This window comes from Hydrocarboniphaga effusa AP103 (assembly GCF_000271305.1).
In the GTDB taxonomy this organism is placed as follows: domain Bacteria; phylum Pseudomonadota; class Gammaproteobacteria; order Nevskiales; family Nevskiaceae; genus Hydrocarboniphaga; species Hydrocarboniphaga effusa.
Window position 1 is genome coordinate 73280 of sequence record NZ_AKGD01000004.1, and the last position, 14478, is coordinate 87757.

The 14478-nt window shown below is 65.4% G+C and carries 17 protein-coding genes; 12 read left to right on the forward strand and 5 right to left on the reverse strand.

Annotated elements, in window-relative coordinates:
• Nucleotides 1-28: 28 nt before the first annotated feature.
• Entirely contained in the window at nucleotides 29-508 is a 480-nt protein-coding gene (gspG, locus tag WQQ_RS19630) for a type II secretion system major pseudopilin GspG (protein ID WP_050997775.1), read from the reverse strand.
• A 126-nt stretch (nucleotides 509-634) separates the two neighbouring features.
• Between gspG and rrtA the strand changes: the two genes are divergently transcribed.
• The 10 genes from rrtA (at nucleotide 635) to WQQ_RS19680 (ending at nucleotide 8960) form a co-directional block, all read left to right on the forward strand.
• On the forward strand, nucleotides 635-1180 hold the full coding sequence (rrtA, locus tag WQQ_RS19635) for a rhombosortase (protein ID WP_007187007.1): 546 nt from the start codon (nucleotides 635-637) through the stop codon (nucleotides 1178-1180).
• Between the two features lie 65 nt (nucleotides 1181-1245).
• Nucleotides 1246-2175, forward strand: coding sequence for an ACP S-malonyltransferase (gene fabD, locus WQQ_RS19640; RefSeq protein ID WP_007187008.1), 930 nt, complete (start codon nucleotides 1246-1248; stop codon nucleotides 2173-2175).
• Between the two features lie 31 nt (nucleotides 2176-2206).
• On the forward strand, nucleotides 2207-2944 hold the full coding sequence (fabG, locus tag WQQ_RS19645; RefSeq protein ID WP_007187009.1) for a 3-oxoacyl-ACP reductase FabG: 738 nt from the start codon (nucleotides 2207-2209) through the stop codon (nucleotides 2942-2944).
• Nucleotides 2945-3062: 118 nt separating this feature from the next.
• On the forward strand, nucleotides 3063-3308 hold the full coding sequence (gene acpP, locus WQQ_RS19650) for an acyl carrier protein (RefSeq protein ID WP_007187010.1): 246 nt from the start codon (nucleotides 3063-3065) through the stop codon (nucleotides 3306-3308).
• Nucleotides 3309-3350: 42 nt separating this feature from the next.
• Complete coding sequence (fabF, locus tag WQQ_RS19655) at nucleotides 3351-4595, forward strand: beta-ketoacyl-ACP synthase II (protein ID WP_007187011.1); 1245 nt, start codon at nucleotides 3351-3353, stop codon at nucleotides 4593-4595.
• A 13-nt stretch (nucleotides 4596-4608) separates the two neighbouring features.
• On the forward strand, nucleotides 4609-5916 hold the full coding sequence (locus WQQ_RS19660) for an aminodeoxychorismate synthase component I (protein WP_007187012.1): 1308 nt from the start codon (nucleotides 4609-4611) through the stop codon (nucleotides 5914-5916).
• On the forward strand, nucleotides 5913-6932 hold the full coding sequence (mltG, locus tag WQQ_RS19665; protein WP_007187013.1) for an endolytic transglycosylase MltG: 1020 nt from the start codon (nucleotides 5913-5915) through the stop codon (nucleotides 6930-6932). The genes WQQ_RS19660 and mltG overlap by 4 nt, the downstream gene beginning before the upstream one ends.
• Nucleotides 6932-7558 carry a dTMP kinase gene (tmk, locus tag WQQ_RS19670; protein ID WP_007187014.1) on the forward strand — a complete coding sequence of 209 codons (627 nt, stop codon included), beginning with the start codon at nucleotides 6932-6934 and terminating at the stop codon, nucleotides 7556-7558. The genes mltG and tmk overlap by 1 nt, the downstream gene beginning before the upstream one ends.
• Complete coding sequence (gene holB / locus WQQ_RS19675) at nucleotides 7555-8556, forward strand: DNA polymerase III subunit delta' (protein ID WP_007187015.1); 1002 nt, start codon at nucleotides 7555-7557, stop codon at nucleotides 8554-8556. Before tmk ends, holB begins: the two co-directional genes overlap by 4 nt.
• A gap of 44 nt (nucleotides 8557-8600) precedes the next feature.
• On the forward strand, nucleotides 8601-8960 hold the full coding sequence (locus WQQ_RS19680) for a PilZ domain-containing protein (RefSeq protein ID WP_040455159.1): 360 nt from the start codon (nucleotides 8601-8603) through the stop codon (nucleotides 8958-8960).
• A gap of 7 nt (nucleotides 8961-8967) precedes the next feature.
• On the opposite strand, the gene WQQ_RS19685 is transcribed toward WQQ_RS19680, so the two are convergent.
• A complete protein-coding gene (locus WQQ_RS19685; protein ID WP_040455161.1) occupies nucleotides 8968-9936 on the reverse strand; it encodes a cyclic nucleotide-binding domain-containing protein in 969 nt (322 codons plus the stop codon).
• A gap of 227 nt (nucleotides 9937-10163) precedes the next feature.
• On the opposite strand from WQQ_RS19685, the gene dksA reads away from it, so the two are divergent.
• Nucleotides 10164-11072 (forward strand): RNA polymerase-binding protein DksA, encoded by a 909-nt coding sequence (dksA, locus tag WQQ_RS25015; protein WP_237715097.1) that lies wholly within the window; start codon nucleotides 10164-10166, stop codon nucleotides 11070-11072.
• Nucleotides 11073-11144: 72 nt separating this feature from the next.
• Here dksA and WQQ_RS19700 read toward each other — a convergent pair whose 3' ends face one another.
• The 3 genes from WQQ_RS19700 to WQQ_RS19710 are packed head-to-tail and all read right to left on the reverse strand — an operon-like array spanning nucleotide 11145 to nucleotide 13377.
• Nucleotides 11145-11432, reverse strand: coding sequence for a hypothetical protein (locus WQQ_RS19700; RefSeq protein WP_040455164.1), 288 nt, complete (start codon nucleotides 11430-11432; stop codon nucleotides 11145-11147).
• Nucleotides 11429-13033, reverse strand: coding sequence for a PepSY-associated TM helix domain-containing protein (locus WQQ_RS19705; protein ID WP_007187020.1), 1605 nt, complete (start codon nucleotides 13031-13033; stop codon nucleotides 11429-11431). Before WQQ_RS19705 ends, WQQ_RS19700 begins: the two co-directional genes overlap by 4 nt.
• The gene (locus tag WQQ_RS19710) at nucleotides 13030-13377 is read right to left on the reverse strand and encodes a hypothetical protein (RefSeq protein WP_202800716.1); all 348 of its coding nucleotides are present in this window, start codon (nucleotides 13375-13377) and stop codon (nucleotides 13030-13032) included. The genes WQQ_RS19705 and WQQ_RS19710 overlap by 4 nt, the downstream gene beginning before the upstream one ends.
• 142 nt (nucleotides 13378-13519) lie before the next feature.
• Between WQQ_RS19710 and WQQ_RS19715 the strand changes: the two genes are divergently transcribed.
• On the forward strand, nucleotides 13520-14473 hold the full coding sequence (locus WQQ_RS19715) for a DedA family protein/thiosulfate sulfurtransferase GlpE (protein WP_040455368.1): 954 nt from the start codon (nucleotides 13520-13522) through the stop codon (nucleotides 14471-14473).
• Nucleotides 14474-14478: the final 5 nt, after the last annotated feature.

The window sequence follows — 14478 nt, forward strand, 5'->3', positions numbered from 1 at the left end:
GAAACCTTCGGTTTCAAAGCGCGTCGTCTCACCCACCGAGATCCCAGTTGCCGATATCGGCAGCCGCGCCTTCGCCGCCCGGACGGTTGTCCGAACCGAGTGAGAAAATGTCGATCTCGCCCTTCACGCCGGGAGAGAGGTACTGGTAGGGGTTGCCCCAGGGGTCATTCGGCAGCTTGGCGACATAGCCGCCTTGCTTCCAGTTCTTGGCGGCCGGTTCGCCGGAGGGCGGAGCGACCAGGGCTTCGAGGCCTTGCTGGGTGGTCGGATAGACGAAATTGTCGAGTTTGTAGAGGTTCAGCGACGACTCCAGCACGCGAATGTCCTGCTTGGCCTTGGCGATGCGGGCGTCGTCGGGCCTGTTCATAATGCGGGGCACCACGACGGCGGCCAGAATGCCCAGGATGACCACGACCACCATGATCTCGATGAGCGTGAAGCCCCGCGAGAAGGCGGCAGCGGTGGCGGATGGGCGAAACGCGGCGGGCGTTCTGGAAGGGGTTCGCATGATCGGTAAGGCCTTGTGAGGTCGCGGGAAAAGTCGCAACAAAGACGCGGGATGATAGCAAACGCATCTGACAGCGCTGAGACAGCTTCGTTCTCGCCCCGAAGCTGGCTCGCACCCTTGATTCTGATGCTGATTCTGCTCGGCACCGAGTGCCTCGGCGACTTCGGACGGCAGTGGCTTTCGTATGACCGGGCCGCACTCGCGCAAGGGCAATGGTGGCGCCTGCTGACCGGCAATTTCGTCCACCTGGGCTGGTATCACTGGATGCTCAACGAGATCGGCCTCGCCGTGCTCGTGCTGCTGTGCCCGCAGCCCCTTTCGGTCGTGGTGCTGGCCCGGCGCGTCGCCTTCATCGGCATCGTGATGTCCGTGTGCCTTTACGTTTTCTCCCGTACGCTGGAAAACTATGTCGGTATGTCGGGCGTGATCCACGGCCTGTTCGTGCTGGGCTTGCTGCCCCAGGTTTTCAGGCGCGACCTGATCAGCCTCGGGTGTCTGGTCTTTCTGCTCGGCAAGCTGGGCTACGAGCAGATCGCGGGCGCGCCGCTTTCGGACGAGACCGCGATCGGGGGGGTCGTGGCGACGGATTCGCATTTTTTTGGAGCGCTCTCGGCGTTTGCGTATGCGCTGATTTTCCGCACCTGGAACCGCGTCGAGCGCATCGGTTCGTAACGAATCGCAACTTGAAAGCACCAAGCAACCGGGCGGCGACGCCCGCACATGGAGAGAAGTCCGCAATGAAGTACGCCTTGCTGTTTCCGGGCCAGGGCTCGCAAGCGGTCGGCATGCTCGGCAAGCACCCGCTCGCCGAGCTGGAGCCGACGTATCGCGAAGCCTCCGAAGTCCTGGGCTGGGATCTGCTCAAACTCGTGCAGGAAGGCCCGGCCGAAGAGCTCAACCGCACCGAGCGCACACAGCCCGCGCTGCTCGCGGCGAGCATCGCGCTGTTTCGCGTCTGGCAGCGGCAGGAACCGCCATCCGCCAGCGCCTACGCGGGACACAGCCTCGGCGAGTACACGGCGCTGGTCGCGGCCGGCAGCCTCAAGTTCGCCGACGCGCTCAAGCTCGTCGAACTGCGCGGCCAGCTCATGCAGGCTGCGGTTCCGGCTGGCACCGGCGGCATGGCGGCCGTGCTCGGCCTCGACGACGACAGGATCGAAGCGCTCTGCAAGAGCTATCCGGGCTCCGAAGTGCTCGAACCGGTCAACTACAACTCGCCGGGCCAGGTGGTGGTCGCCGGCGAGACCGCGGCGCTCGACTGGCTGCAGGCCAACGGCAAGGCCAACGGCGCCAAGCTGATCAAGCGCCTGCCGGTGTCGGTGCCTTCGCACTGTTCGCTGATGCGCGATGCGGCCGACAAACTCGCCGAGCAGCTCGCTAACACCGATATCCAGGCACCGGCGATTCCGGTCTATCACAACCTCGACGCGCAGCCGCGCGCGACCGCGGACGATATCCGGCTTGCACTGCGCGAGCAGCTGTTCAAGCCGGTGCGCTGGACGCAGACGATACGCGCGCTGCACGCGGCCGGCATCGGCGCGTACTTCGAATGCGGCCCGGGCTCGGTGCTCGCGGGCTTGAACAAGCGCATCGTCGATGGCCTGCAGTCGCAGGCGCTCGAAGACCCGGCCGCGCTGGTTGCCGCACTTTCGCTGGCTCGCACTTGAGCGCAACCCTGAACCATCCCAAGGAAGCACGATGAAATTCGAAGGAAACGTGGCACTCGTGACCGGCGCCAGCCGCGGTATCGGCAAGGCCATCGCGGAACGCCTGGCCCAAGGCGGCGCGAAGGTGATCGGCACCGCCACGAGCGAGTCCGGCGCAGCGGCGATCGATGCCTGGCTCAAGCCGCTCGGCGGCGTGGGGCGTTTGCTCAACGTCAAGGACGGCGCCGCCGCCGCCGCGCTCGTCAGCGACATCGAAAAGACCATCGGTCCGATCGCGATCCTGGTCAACAACGCCGGCATCACGCGCGACACCCTCGCGCTGCGCCTCAAGGACGACGACTGGAACGATGTCGTCGAAACCAATCTCTCGGCCGTGTTCCGCATGAGCAAGCTCGTCATGCGCAGCATGATGAAAGCGCGCTACGGCCGCATCATCAGCATCGGCTCGGTGGTCGGCGCGACCGGCAACGCGGGGCAGGCGAACTATGCTGCGGCCAAGGCCGGGCTCGTCGGCATGTCGAAGTCGCTTGCAGCGGAACTCGGTTCGCGCAATGTCACCGTCAACGTGGTTGCGCCGGGCTTCATCGAAACCGACATGACGCACGGCCTGCCCGAAGACGTCAAAACCAAACTGCTCGAGCGCATCACACTTCAGCGCCTGGGTTCGGCCGACGAGGTGGCGTCCGCTGTCGCATTTCTTGCATCATCGGAGGCCGGTTACATCACCGGCCATACGCTACACGTCAACGGCGGAATGTTCATGGGTTAGAATGTCCGTGAGTCGTCGGCTGGCTCTAGGGTCAGCCGGTGGCAAGCGCCGCAATGCTTCCCGTACACTAGATCAACGTTGTCTCTTAATTTCGTCAGACCCCAGAGAGGGAGTTTTCATGAGCAGCTTGGAAGAAAAGGTCAAGAAAATCATTGCGGAGCAGCTGTCCGTGGCTGAAGATCAGATCACGCCGACGGCTTCCTTCGTGGAAGATCTGGGGGCCGATTCGCTCGACACCGTCGAACTCGTCATGGCCCTCGAAGAAGAGTTCGAAATCGATATCCCGGATGAAGAAGCCGAGAAGATCGTGACGTTCCAGGACGTCCTGACGTACATCAAAACGCACACCAACCAGCAGGCCTGATCGGGCTTCGCTGCACAAACCCACTTCCCTCGAATCTTACGAATGAGCCGCAGACGCGTCGTCGTCACCGGCATGGGCATCGTTTCGCCCGTCGGTTCCACACTCGAGTCTGCCTGGGCCGCGATTCTGGCCGGGCAGTCCGGTATCCGTCCGATCAAGGGCTACGATACGTCCGCTTTCACCACCCGCTTCGCTGGGCAGGTGGCGGATGATTTCGTCGCCACCAACTGGATGGGGCCCAAAGAGCTTCGCAAGACCGATCCGTTCATCCATTACGGTGTCGCCGCCTCCAAGATGGCGGTGCGCGATGCCGGACTGGAAATCACCGATGAGAACCGCGAACGCATTGGTGTTCTCGTCGGCTCAGGCATCGGTGGGATCGGGTTTATCGAGGAAGAAGTGAAGAAGATGGCGGAGAAGGGGCCGGGACGCGTCTCGCCCTTCTTCGTTCCCGCTTCGATCATCAACATGGTGGCGGGCTACGTCTCGATCGATCTCGGTCTGACCGGCCCGAGCTTCGCTACCGTGTCGGCCTGTACAACGGCCGCTCATTCCATTGGTGTCGGCATGCGCCTGATTCAGGCCGGAGATGCCGACGTCATCATTGCCGGTGGCGCCGAGGCGGGTTCCGCGCCTGCCGGCATGGCCGGTTTCTGCCAGGCGCGTGCCTTGTCCACGCGCAACGACGATCCGCAACGCGCTTCGCGTCCCTGGGACAAGGATCGCGACGGCTTCGTGCTTGGCGACGGTGCCGGCGTAGTCGTGCTCGAAGATTACGAGTTCGCCAAGGCGCGCGGCGCCCGCATCCATGCGGAGCTCGTCGGTTTCGGCATGTCGTCGGATGCCTCGCACATCACGCTGCCGCCGGATGACGGCAACGGTGCGCGTCGTGCGATGCAGAACGCGATGCGCGACGCCAAGCTCAATCCCGAGCAGATCGACTACATCAATGCCCACGGCACCTCGACGCCGGCGGGCGACATCGCCGAGACCATCGCTGTCAAGCATGCGCTCGGCGAGTATTCGAAGAAGGTTGCGGTGAGCTCGACCAAGTCGATGACCGGGCATCTGCTCGGCGCGGCGGGCGGCATCGAGGCGATCTTCTCGATCCTCGCGATTCGCGACGGCATCCTGCCGCCGACCATCAACCTCGACAATCCGAGCGAAGGCTGCGATCTCGATTACGTGCCACACAAGGCGCGCGAGTCGAAGATCGATGTCGTGGTCTCGAATTCGTTCGGTTTCGGCGGCACCAACGGCTCGCTCGCTTTCGCGCGTTTCAAATAAATCGGCGCACCGCATGAGCGTGCGCGCCGATCTCGCGGGCGAGGTCGATCTCTTCGACCTCCACCGTTTTGATCCGCAGCGCTACCCGTTTCTACTGCAATCCGTCGCCGGGCATCCGGTGTCGGGTCGCTACGACCTGCTGTTCGGTTTTCCCGGCGAAGCGCTGACGGGAGCGGATTTTTTCGCTCGGCTCGATGCTGGGTTTCGCGCTGCCGAAATCGAAAGCCCGTATCCCGATCTGCCCTTCGTCGGCGGCTGGTTCCTGCTGCTCGGCTACGAGGCGGCAGGGCAGGTCGAGCCGAGTTTGCGGCTGCCGGAATCGCCGTTTCGCCTGCCCGATACGCTTGCCGTCCGCTGCACCGCGGCGGCGATCTACGACCGCGAACTCAAGCAGCTCACGCTGATCGCGGAAGGCGATGCGCAGCAGCTCGAGACGATGCGGCGCGATCTCGATGCCTGTCGTCTGCGCGCGGAGCCCGAGACCGACACGCTCATCGGCCCGGCTCGTGAAGACGACCCGCAGCGCTATCTCGATGGCGTCGAGCGCATTCTCGAATACCTGCGCGCAGGCGACATCTTCCAGGCCAATCTGTCGCGCAGCTGGAAAGCGCCGATGCTGCGGGGCGACGCGGCCTCGCTCTACACGCGGCTGCGCAACAGCAATCCATCGCCGTTCGCGGGCATCGCGCAGTGGCAGGGCAGTGCGGTGCTCAGCTCATCGCCCGAGCGCTTGCTGCGCATCGACGACGGCATGGCCGATACGCGGCCGATCGCCGGGACGCGGCCTCGGGGCGGCGATGCGGCCGAAGACCAGCGCCTGCGCGAACACCTGGTCGGCAACCTCAAGGAGCGCGCGGAGCACGTGATGCTGATCGATCTCGAGCGCAACGACCTGGGCCGGGTCTGCGAACCCGGCAGCGTCGGCGTCAGCGAGCTCATGACCATCGAGAGCTACGCGCACGTGCATCACATCGTCTCCAATGTGCGGGGTCGCCTGCGCAAAGGGATCGGCCCCGGCGCCGCGCTCGAAGCGGTGTTCCCGGGCGGAACCATCACCGGCTGCCCGAAGGTGCGCTCGATGGAAATCATCGCGGAACTCGAAGGCATCGGCCGCGGCCCCTACACTGGCGCCATGGGCTACCTCTCGCGCTGCGGAAAACTCGACACCAACATCCTGATCCGGAGCTTCGTCGTCGAAGACGGCTGGGTCAGCTTCAGGGCCGGCGCCGGCATCGTCGCCGATTCGAACGCGCAGGCCGAACTCGCTGAAACGCGCGCCAAGGCCCGTGGCCTGCTGCGCGCGCTCGGAGCCGATGCGTGAAGAAGTTCTTTCGCATTCTGGTGCTGCTGATCCTGCTCGCGCTCGTCGCTGCGGCCGGCTTGCTGTACGACGCACACGCCCAGCTGTCCACGCCGCTGCGCTACGAGCAGCCCGAAAACCTGCAGCTCGCTCCGGGCGCGCGCCTGCGCGACACCGTGCTCACGCTGCGAGATCAGGACCGTCTCGCGAGCCTGCGCCAGGGGCTCTATCTCGAAATCTACGCACGCCGCTCGGGCAAGGCCGCACGCATCAAGGCCGGCGAATACCGCATGGAACCCGGCATGAGCGCGTATCAGGCGCTCGATCTGTGGGTATCGGGCAAGGTCGTCGTCTACGAACTGCGCGTCGTCGAAGGCACGCGCTTCGAAGTGGCGCTCTCGCAAATCATCGCGCACCCGCAGATTCGCAAGACGCTCAAGACGACCGATGCGGCCGAGATCATGTCCGCCGTCGGTCGCGCCGGGCAGCATCCGGAAGGCCGCTTCTTCCCCGACACCTATCTGTTCCCGCGTGATACCACCGACGTTGCCCTGCTCAAGCGCGCGTTCGACGCGATGGACAAGACGCTCGCGGCCGAATGGGAAGCCCGCGCCGCCGATCTGCCGTATCGCTCGGTGGAAGATGCGTTGACGATGGCCTCGATCGTCGAGAAGGAAACCGGCCTGCCGGCCGAGCGTCCCGAGATTGCCGGCGTGTTCGTGCGCCGTCTGCGCCTGGGCATGCGCCTGCAGACCGATCCGACCGTGATCTACGGACTCGGCGCCATCTTCGACGGCAACCTGCGCAGGCGCGATCTGCTCGCGCCGAATCCGTACAACACCTACCTCAACACCGGCCTGCCACCGACCCCGATCTGCCTGCCCGGACGCGCGGCGATCAAGGCGGCGCTGCATCCGGCCGACGGCAAGACGCTGTACTTCGTTTCGCGCGGCGACGGCTCGCATCAGTTTTCCGAGACGCTCGACGAGCACGAGGCCGCAGTGCGTCGCTACCAATTGCGCGGAGGCCAGCGCTGATGTCGTACGCGCGCGGCCGGCTCATCACGCTCGAAGGCGGCGAGGGCGCCGGCAAGACCACGCAGGCGCGTTTCATCGCCGCCTGGCTGCGGGCGCAGGGCCGCGAGGTGGTGACGACGCGCGAGCCTGGCGGCTCTCCGCTGGCCGAGGCGATTCGCCGGCTCGTGCTCGCGGACTGGAACGAAGGCGTTGCTCCGATCACGGAACTGCTGCTGATCTTCGCGGCGCGCTCCGCGCATCTGCAGGCGACGGTGCTGCCGGCGCTGCAACGCGGCTGCGACGTGGTCTGCGATCGATTCGTCGATGCGAGCTGGGCTTATCAGGGCGCGGGCCGCGGCGTCGAGGCGCACAAGCTCGCGGCGATCGAACAAATGGTGCTCGGCGATCTGCGTCCCGATCTGACCTTGGTTTTCGACATCGACCCCAGCGTCGGGCTCGCGCGTGCGCAAGGCCGCGGCGATACCAATCGCTTCGAAGCCGAAACACTGGCTTTCATGCAGCGCGTGCGCCAGGCCTATCTCGATCGCGCGGCCAGCGAGCCGCAGCGCTGCGTGGTGATCGATGCGAGCCTGCCTTCCGATGCGGTCGGCGAGCGCATCCAAAAAATTCTGGAGCAGCGCCTATGAGCCGCGTCGAAGCCCTGCCTTGGCAGCGCGAACTCTGGACCGGCTTGAACGAAGCGCGCAACAACGGGCGGCTCACGCATGCGCTGCTGTTCGCCGGCCCCGAAGGGGTCGGCAAGCGGCACTTCGCGCGTGCGCTCGCGCACGGCTTGATCTGCGAAGCCGCGGGCCCGGACGGTTACGCCTGCGGCCAATGCCGCAGCTGTCTGCAGCTCGCTTCGGGCACGCACCCGAACCTGCACTGGATCCACGTCGATCACGACGAGAAAACCGGCAAGGACAAGCGCGACATCAGCATCGATCAGCTGCGCGATCTGAGCGCCAAGCTCGCGCTGAGCAGCCATTACGGCGGCGCGAAAGTCGCGGTGATCGATCCGGCCGATGCGATGAACGTCGCGGGCGTCAATGCGTTGCTCAAGACCATCGAAGAGCCGCCGCCGGCGACGCACCTGATCCTCGTCTCCGAGCGCCCGATGGCGCTTGCCGCGACCTTGCGTAGCCGTTGCCAGCGCCTGCGTTTCACCGTGCCTTCCGAGGAAGATGCATTGGCTTGGCTGCGCTACGAGGAACCCAAGCTGCCGGCCGAAGCCTTGCGGCTCGCATCGGGCGCGCCGCTCAAGGCGCTCGCGTTTCATCGCGACGGCCTGCTGCAGCAGCAGACGCAATGGCGTCGCGACTGGCTCGACGTCTGGTCGCAGAAGAAAGCGCCGCTCGCGGTCGCGGCGAGCGTCGGCAAGGATCGCGAACTCGCCTCGGCCTGGCTGTCGGCGCTGTTGGTTTTCCTGGGCGAAGTGCTGCGGCTGCGCGTCGCCGGCAATGCGAGCGGAGAGATCGGCGCCATCGCGGCGCGCATCAGCATCAACGGGCTCCAGCAGCTCATCGACGAGGCGCTCGAAAGCCAGCGCCGCCTGCGTTCCAACGCGGCGCCGCAGCAGGTGCTCGAATCGCTCATGATCGCCTGGTGGCGCTGGTCGATGACGCGTCCGGCCGCGAGCGCCTGAGCCAGTCTTGCGGCAATCCGGCGGTTTGCGGATAGTTCGGGCCCATGACTCCCCAGCGACCCACCGGCGTGCAGCCCGGCATCCTGACCTTGAACCTCAAGGACAAGAGCGCGCTGTACGTGTCCTACATGCCGTTCATCAAGAACGGCGGCCTGTTCATTCCGACCAGCAAGGAATACCGCCTCGGCGACGAGGTGTTCATCCTGCTCACGCTGATGGACAACGCCGAGCGCCTGCCGGTGGCCGGCAAGGTGGTCTGGGTGACGCCACGCGCCGCGCAAGGCAAGCGCGCGCAAGGTATCGGCGTGCAGTTCAGCGCGCAGGATGGCGGGGCGACGCAGAAGAAGATCGAGTCGATCCTGGCCGGTGCGCTGAGTGCAGACCGGCCGACGCACACGATGTGATCGGCGCTCACTTCGCGCCGATGGCGGCATCGAAGCCGCCTTCGAGCGCGAACGCACCGATTCCACGCTGCTGCAGCAGGAACGTCGCGACCCGGCTTCTGAAGCCATTTTCGCAGACGCAGATGTATTCACGATCCGGGTCGAGCTGCTCACTGCGGCTACGCAGCAGATGCGCCGGGACGCGAATGCTGTGCTCCAGCGGCGCGGTCTCATCCGCGCGCAGATCCAGCCACAACGCTTGCCGTTTGGAGATGCGCGCCAGCGCACGATCGAGGCTGATGCTCCGCGTCAGCGGCTCGTTGAGCAACTTCAGAAAATTGGCCCGATCGATGCGCCGCAAGCGGCTCGCTCGCGAGGCGACGACCGTCGCACTTCGCGGAGCGCCCGATATCAGGGCTTCTTCGCCGAAGCAGTCGCCCCCGACGAAGCGGGCGAGCAACTCGGGCTCGCTATCGGGGCCACGCTCGTACAGGGCCCGGCATTCGCCTTCGTCGATCACGTAGAAGTAATCGCCGCTGGCACCTTGCTCGATGATGCGGGTGTCGGCGCGAACGTCCAAAGGGTGCATCGCCATGAACAGGGCCTGCAGGTGGGCAGACGGCAGCTCCTGCATCGTGCGGGTTTGCAGCAGGCGGAAAATCCAGTCCTGGTCGCCGAAGCCACCGATTTCAGCCACCTCGACTCCACTGGATTGATCCCAGCTCAGCGTGATTTCGAGCAGGCTCGCATCGATGCGCAGGCAGAGCACGTCGCTGATGCAGCGAGCGCTCGTGAGCTGGGGCGAGTCGGTGCCAAAGGCATCGCTCGCCGACGCGGTCGAGCCGCGGAGTTCGGCGATCGGACGACCGAGCTGATCTTCGATCTGGACGATGCCGTGGAGCAGAAGCAAGGCCTGAGTCGATCGCTCACCGCAGCGAAACAACCAGCTGCCGGCCTCGTGGCGGCTGCGTTCGGCATGCTTGGCCAGTTGCGCCAAGCCCTCGGTCCTTAGGCGACGAAATGCGGCGAAGGCTTTGAAAAGTTCGGGATTGACGGGCATGGTACGGGCACTCCGGCTGCACTTGTCTGACCGGTCTTTTGTGCCACAATGCTGTATTGCATAGCTTGAAACGGATCACGTCGCTCGATGGGAATCGAGTGCGGCGTGGGGCGAATGCCCAAACAAGCTGGCTCTTTCGCTGTAATGGCTCATGGAGAGGCTCTATGGCGTCCAGCAAAGGTACGAAGTCATCCGGCTCTAAAGAAAAGAGCGTAAAAAAGGCCGCCGCGAAGCAAGCACCGCCCGCCAAGGCTGTGAAGAAAGCCGCCGTTACGGCCAAGGGAGCGCCCGCCAAGAAAGGGGTTCAGCGAACGGCAAAGTCCGCACCCACAAAATCCGCCGCCGCCAAGCCTGCCCAGAAGTCCGCTACCAAGCCCGTTCCCAAGAAGTCTGCAACTTCCAAAGCCGCCGGCTCCGCAAAAGTCGATACCCAACCCGTCCCGCGTCCTTCAACCAGAGAACCGGCGAAGAAATTGGCTCCAGCGCGGCCAGCTGCCACGAAAGTTGCATCCACATCCGCCAAGTCAGCCGCAGCACCTGCGGCCGCACCAGGAAGAATCGCCCAAATGACGTCCGCCTCCAAGGAAGCCGTTGCCACCGTGGCCACCCCAACGAAGTCCGCCGCCAAAGCTTCCAAGTCTTCCAAGGCGCCTGTGATCGCCGGTCTGCTGACCGAAGACCAGATTCGCAATGCCCCGAGTTCGGAGTACATGAGCGACGAACAGCTCGTATTCTTCCGTGAGCGCTTGCTGCAGATGCGTAGCGAAGTGCTTGCACGCGAACTCGAGGTCAAGGAGCGCCTTCACCAGCGCGAGGTGTTCGCCGATCCGGCCGACCGCGCGAGCGCCGAAGAGGAGCACTGGCTCGATCTGCGCCTGCGTGAACGCGAATCGCTGCTGCTGCGCAAGATCGAAGACGCGCTCAAGCGCATTCGCGACAAGGAATACGGCTATTGCGAGAAGACCGGCGAGCCCATCGGCATCGCACGTCTGCTCGCTCGCCCGACTGCCACGGTCTGCGTCGACATCAAAGGTCAGGACGAGCGCGCCGAATCGCAGTATCGCGATCGCTGATTCGGTTTAGCTCTGAAAACGAAGAGGGCGCCGCACAAGGCGCCCTCTTCGTTTATGCGCTGCGTCAGCTCTTCAGCGCCCGCGCATCGAGTTGATCGCGAAGCCCTGGGCGAGGCTCCAGCCGATCGCGCTGACGGCGCCGAGCCAGATCAGGAAAGCCGGCCATTGTTCCGCTGCGATGGTGACGAGTCCCGGCAACAAGCTGCCGCAGCCGAGCGCGGTGCGCATGGCCGAAGCCATCGCGACGCGCCGGGTCGCACGAAGGCTGCGCAGGCGTTTCGGGTCGCGCAGGGCGAGCGGTGTCAGCAGCACGGCGCTGACGGCGATGGTGCCCAGCGCCCAGATCAACGTCGGGTTCATGCGGGCTGGCTTTGGTTGTCTTCGATGCCGCTGCGGGCCGCTGCGGCGAGTCGGGCATTGGGCCTGCGCGCGGCAAAGACGCACAGCGCGCCGCCGACGAGCATCGCCAGATCGAGCGAGAACACGGCCTGCAGTCCGCTGGCGAATGCCGAAGCCCAGCCTGGGCCGCCAGTCGCGAGCCGCAGCAGCGGCAACGACAGCAACACGGCGCCGGTCGCCGCGAGCAGCACGCGGCGCAGGCTTTCGAGATCGCGCAGGCTCAATGCGAGCGCTCCGGCCAGTGCGGCGGCGCTCAGGAACGCGATCGCCATCGAATCGTGCAACTCGACGATCCCGAGCGAGCGGCCGATGAAAAAGCCGATCGGCGAGGCGGCGAGCGACAGCGGCAGGCCGTAACCGACCCAGATCGTCGCGCGGGCCAACCGTTGCCAGGCCTGCGATTCAGCCCGGCGCGTGGCCCACAACAGCATGCCGGTCAGGGTGACGTAACAGGCGGCGAAGCCGAGCGCGAACCAGATCGCCTTGGACAGCACACCGGCGAAATTGCCGAAATGCAGCGGGCCCATGAGGTCGAACAGCACGCCGCCGGCCGAGGGCACCAGACCCAGGCCCGGCTTCTGGTGCATGAAGGCGCCGGTGGCGCCGTCGTAGACGAGGTTATTCGACGAGACATGACCTTCGGACGGCGGCGTGAACACGTTCACGCGCGCATCGGCGCGGCCGTAGTGGGCGATGCTCACGAAGCTCGGCTCGACACCGACGCGCGCGTGCGCATCGGCGAGCATCGCGTCGAGATCGGCGAGCGGCTTGGGCGTCTTGTCTTCGGCCGGAGAAACTCCGACGAGGGTTTCGATGAGCCGCTCCTGGTCGCCGCCGAACGCCACCATCGCCACCACCGGGATGCCGACCGTGCTCGCGAAGCTAAAGAAGCTGCCGGTGAACGCGAGGATGAAGGCGAACGGCAGGTTCCAGGTTCCCGCGATCACGTGCGCATCGCGCTTGGCGAGCAGATCCTGGCGGCGGCAACGGATCGTGAACAGCTCGCGCAGCAGATGCCGGTGCACGATCAGCCCGCTGACCGCGGCGACCATCATCGCCAGGCCGAGCGCGCCGGTCAGCAGCAGGCCCCAGGGATTGGGCACGTGCAGGCGCACGTGCAGGTCGACCAGGAAGGCCGACAGTGCGCCCGCGGTGTTGCGCTGCTGGATCGTTTCGCTGATGCCCTCGCGACGGTCGAGCACGGCGAGCGTGTTCGGGTCGAGGTCGAATTCCACGCCTTCGGCGCTCGGCTGGCCGTCGACGACGATGTCCTTGTGGAAAAAGGTGCGGATGCGTCCGCCGGCCTGCGGGAAGAAGAACAGGTCGTCGTGATACTGCTCGTCGACCTGCGTCGACAGCTCGGCCAGCTTGGCGCCGAGGCCTTTGGGCAGCGCGGTCGCGGGCTCGTGCTGCAGCGGGCTCGACCAGCCGCCGATCTCGTCGGCGAACACCGCGATCACCCCGGTCAGGATCACCGCGTAGAGCAGCAGGCCGAGCAGGGCGCCGCTCCAGCCGTGGATGGCGAGCAGCGACTTGGCGTTGTCCTGGGACAGGCGAATCATGAGGCGGCTCCCGCACGCAAGTAGACGAGCGCCGCAAGCCCGGCGTTGACCAGCAGCAAGGCAAAGGTCACCAGATAAGCCCGGCCGAGCTTGCGGTCGAGGCTCGTGTAGAAGAAGACGGCGGCCCAGATCAGCGGGAAGAAGCCGATCGGCAGCGCGATGTTGTCGATCTGTGCGGCGCCCTTGGGCAACCAGGCGGTGCCGCCGGCCATGATCGCGCCGGCAGTCAGAAACGCCAGCGGGCCGGCGAGCACGCCGCGCGCCCAGGCGCGTTTTCGCGACAGGAGAGGCGATACGGTGGTTGAAGGGGTGCCAGCCATAAGGGCCACGAACGTGTTGCACAATTGAAGTGCCAGTGTAAATGCGATGCATTCTCAGCGCCAGGATCACCCGTGCTTTCGTCGGCTTCGGCGAATGCCGTATCCGACGCTTGCAAGCCTGCGTTTCGGCCTCAGAATCAGCGCTAGTTTCCCGCAGATCGCCGCCATGCTCAGTGCCCTAGATCCCAGCGTGCTCGCCCCCGTGCTGGCCGGGCTGTGCGTGCTGGCGGCGTCGCTGGGCTTGCCGGTTCCGACGATGCCCGCATTGATTTACGCGGGCAGTGTCGCCGCTGGCAGTCCGCAGCCCGTGACCATCGTGGCCGCGAGCTTCGCCAGCGCATTCGCAGGCGGGCTGGCAGGGGACACCGCCTGGTTTTTCGCCGGTCGGCGGTATGGCTTCCAGGTGCTGAGATTGCTGTGCCGGGTTTCGCTGTCGCGCGACACCTGCGTGCGCCGCACCGAAAGCTTCTTTTCGCGTAGGGGCGTTCGGATACTGCTGATCGCCCGCTTCGTGCCGGGGCTATCGGTGGTCTCGGTCCCGATGTCCGGAACCGCGCGCACTCCGTTCCCGCGCTTCGTCGTGCACGATGCGATCGGAGTGGCCTTGTGGATCGCGTGCGGCCTGTTGCTGGGCCATGCGTTCGCCAACCAGGTGGATGCCTTGCTGCTCGTGCTGCAGCAGTTCGGGCTTGGCATCGGCAGCGCGGCCCTGCTGATCGTGTTCGGATTCGCGGCCTGGCGCTGGAGCCGCCGACGCAAGCTGCTGCGCGGGCTCGAAATGAGCCGGGTTTCGGTGAGCGAACTTCACGAGCTCATGGAAGCGGAGACGGCGCCCGTGATCATCGACGTGCGCTCCGCGGAAAGCCGCCAACACGATCCGTTCCTGATTCCGGGCTCGATGCTGCTCGACCTTGCTGCGCTCGAGCAGGCGATGGCCGGCATCGAGCGCAAGCGCTGCGTCGTCGTCTACTGCGCCTGTCCCAATGAGATCAGCGCGGCGCTGATCGCCAAGCAGCTCAGAAAGCTCGGCTTCGACAATGTGCGACCCCTGCTCGGTGGGCTCGATGCCTGGCGCGAACAGGGTCGGGAGCTGCATCCGCTGCAGCCGGCGACCACTTGAGGCAG

What these genes read in the sequence shown, in the direction of transcription:
- fabG (WP_007187009.1), top strand. Translation starts at nt 2,207, where the DNA reads ATGAAATTCGAAGGAAACGTGGCACTCGTGACCGGCGCCAGCCGCGGT.
- dksA (WP_237715097.1), top strand. Translation starts at nt 10,164, where the DNA reads ATGGCGTCCAGCAAAGGTACGAAGTCATCCGGCTCTAAAGAAAAGAGC.
- holB (WP_007187015.1), top strand. Translation starts at nt 7,555, where the DNA reads ATGAGCCGCGTCGAAGCCCTGCCTTGGCAGCGCGAACTCTGGACCGGC.
- rrtA (WP_007187007.1), top strand. Translation starts at nt 635, where the DNA reads ATGCTGATTCTGCTCGGCACCGAGTGCCTCGGCGACTTCGGACGGCAG.
- acpP (WP_007187010.1), top strand. Translation starts at nt 3,063, where the DNA reads ATGAGCAGCTTGGAAGAAAAGGTCAAGAAAATCATTGCGGAGCAGCTG.
- WQQ_RS19660 (WP_007187012.1), top strand. Translation starts at nt 4,609, where the DNA reads ATGAGCGTGCGCGCCGATCTCGCGGGCGAGGTCGATCTCTTCGACCTC.
- tmk (WP_007187014.1), top strand. Translation starts at nt 6,932, where the DNA reads ATGTCGTACGCGCGCGGCCGGCTCATCACGCTCGAAGGCGGCGAGGGC.
- fabF (WP_007187011.1), top strand. Translation starts at nt 3,351, where the DNA reads ATGAGCCGCAGACGCGTCGTCGTCACCGGCATGGGCATCGTTTCGCCC.
- WQQ_RS19680 (WP_040455159.1), top strand. Translation starts at nt 8,601, where the DNA reads ATGACTCCCCAGCGACCCACCGGCGTGCAGCCCGGCATCCTGACCTTG.
- gspG (WP_050997775.1), bottom strand. Translation starts at nt 508, where the DNA reads ATGCGAACCCCTTCCAGAACGCCCGCCGCGTTTCGCCCATCCGCCACC.
- WQQ_RS19705 (WP_007187020.1), bottom strand. Translation starts at nt 13,033, where the DNA reads ATGATTCGCCTGTCCCAGGACAACGCCAAGTCGCTGCTCGCCATCCAC.
- WQQ_RS19715 (WP_040455368.1), top strand. Translation starts at nt 13,520, where the DNA reads ATGCTCAGTGCCCTAGATCCCAGCGTGCTCGCCCCCGTGCTGGCCGGG.
- fabD (WP_007187008.1), top strand. Translation starts at nt 1,246, where the DNA reads ATGAAGTACGCCTTGCTGTTTCCGGGCCAGGGCTCGCAAGCGGTCGGC.
- WQQ_RS19700 (WP_040455164.1), bottom strand. Translation starts at nt 11,432, where the DNA reads ATGAACCCGACGTTGATCTGGGCGCTGGGCACCATCGCCGTCAGCGCC.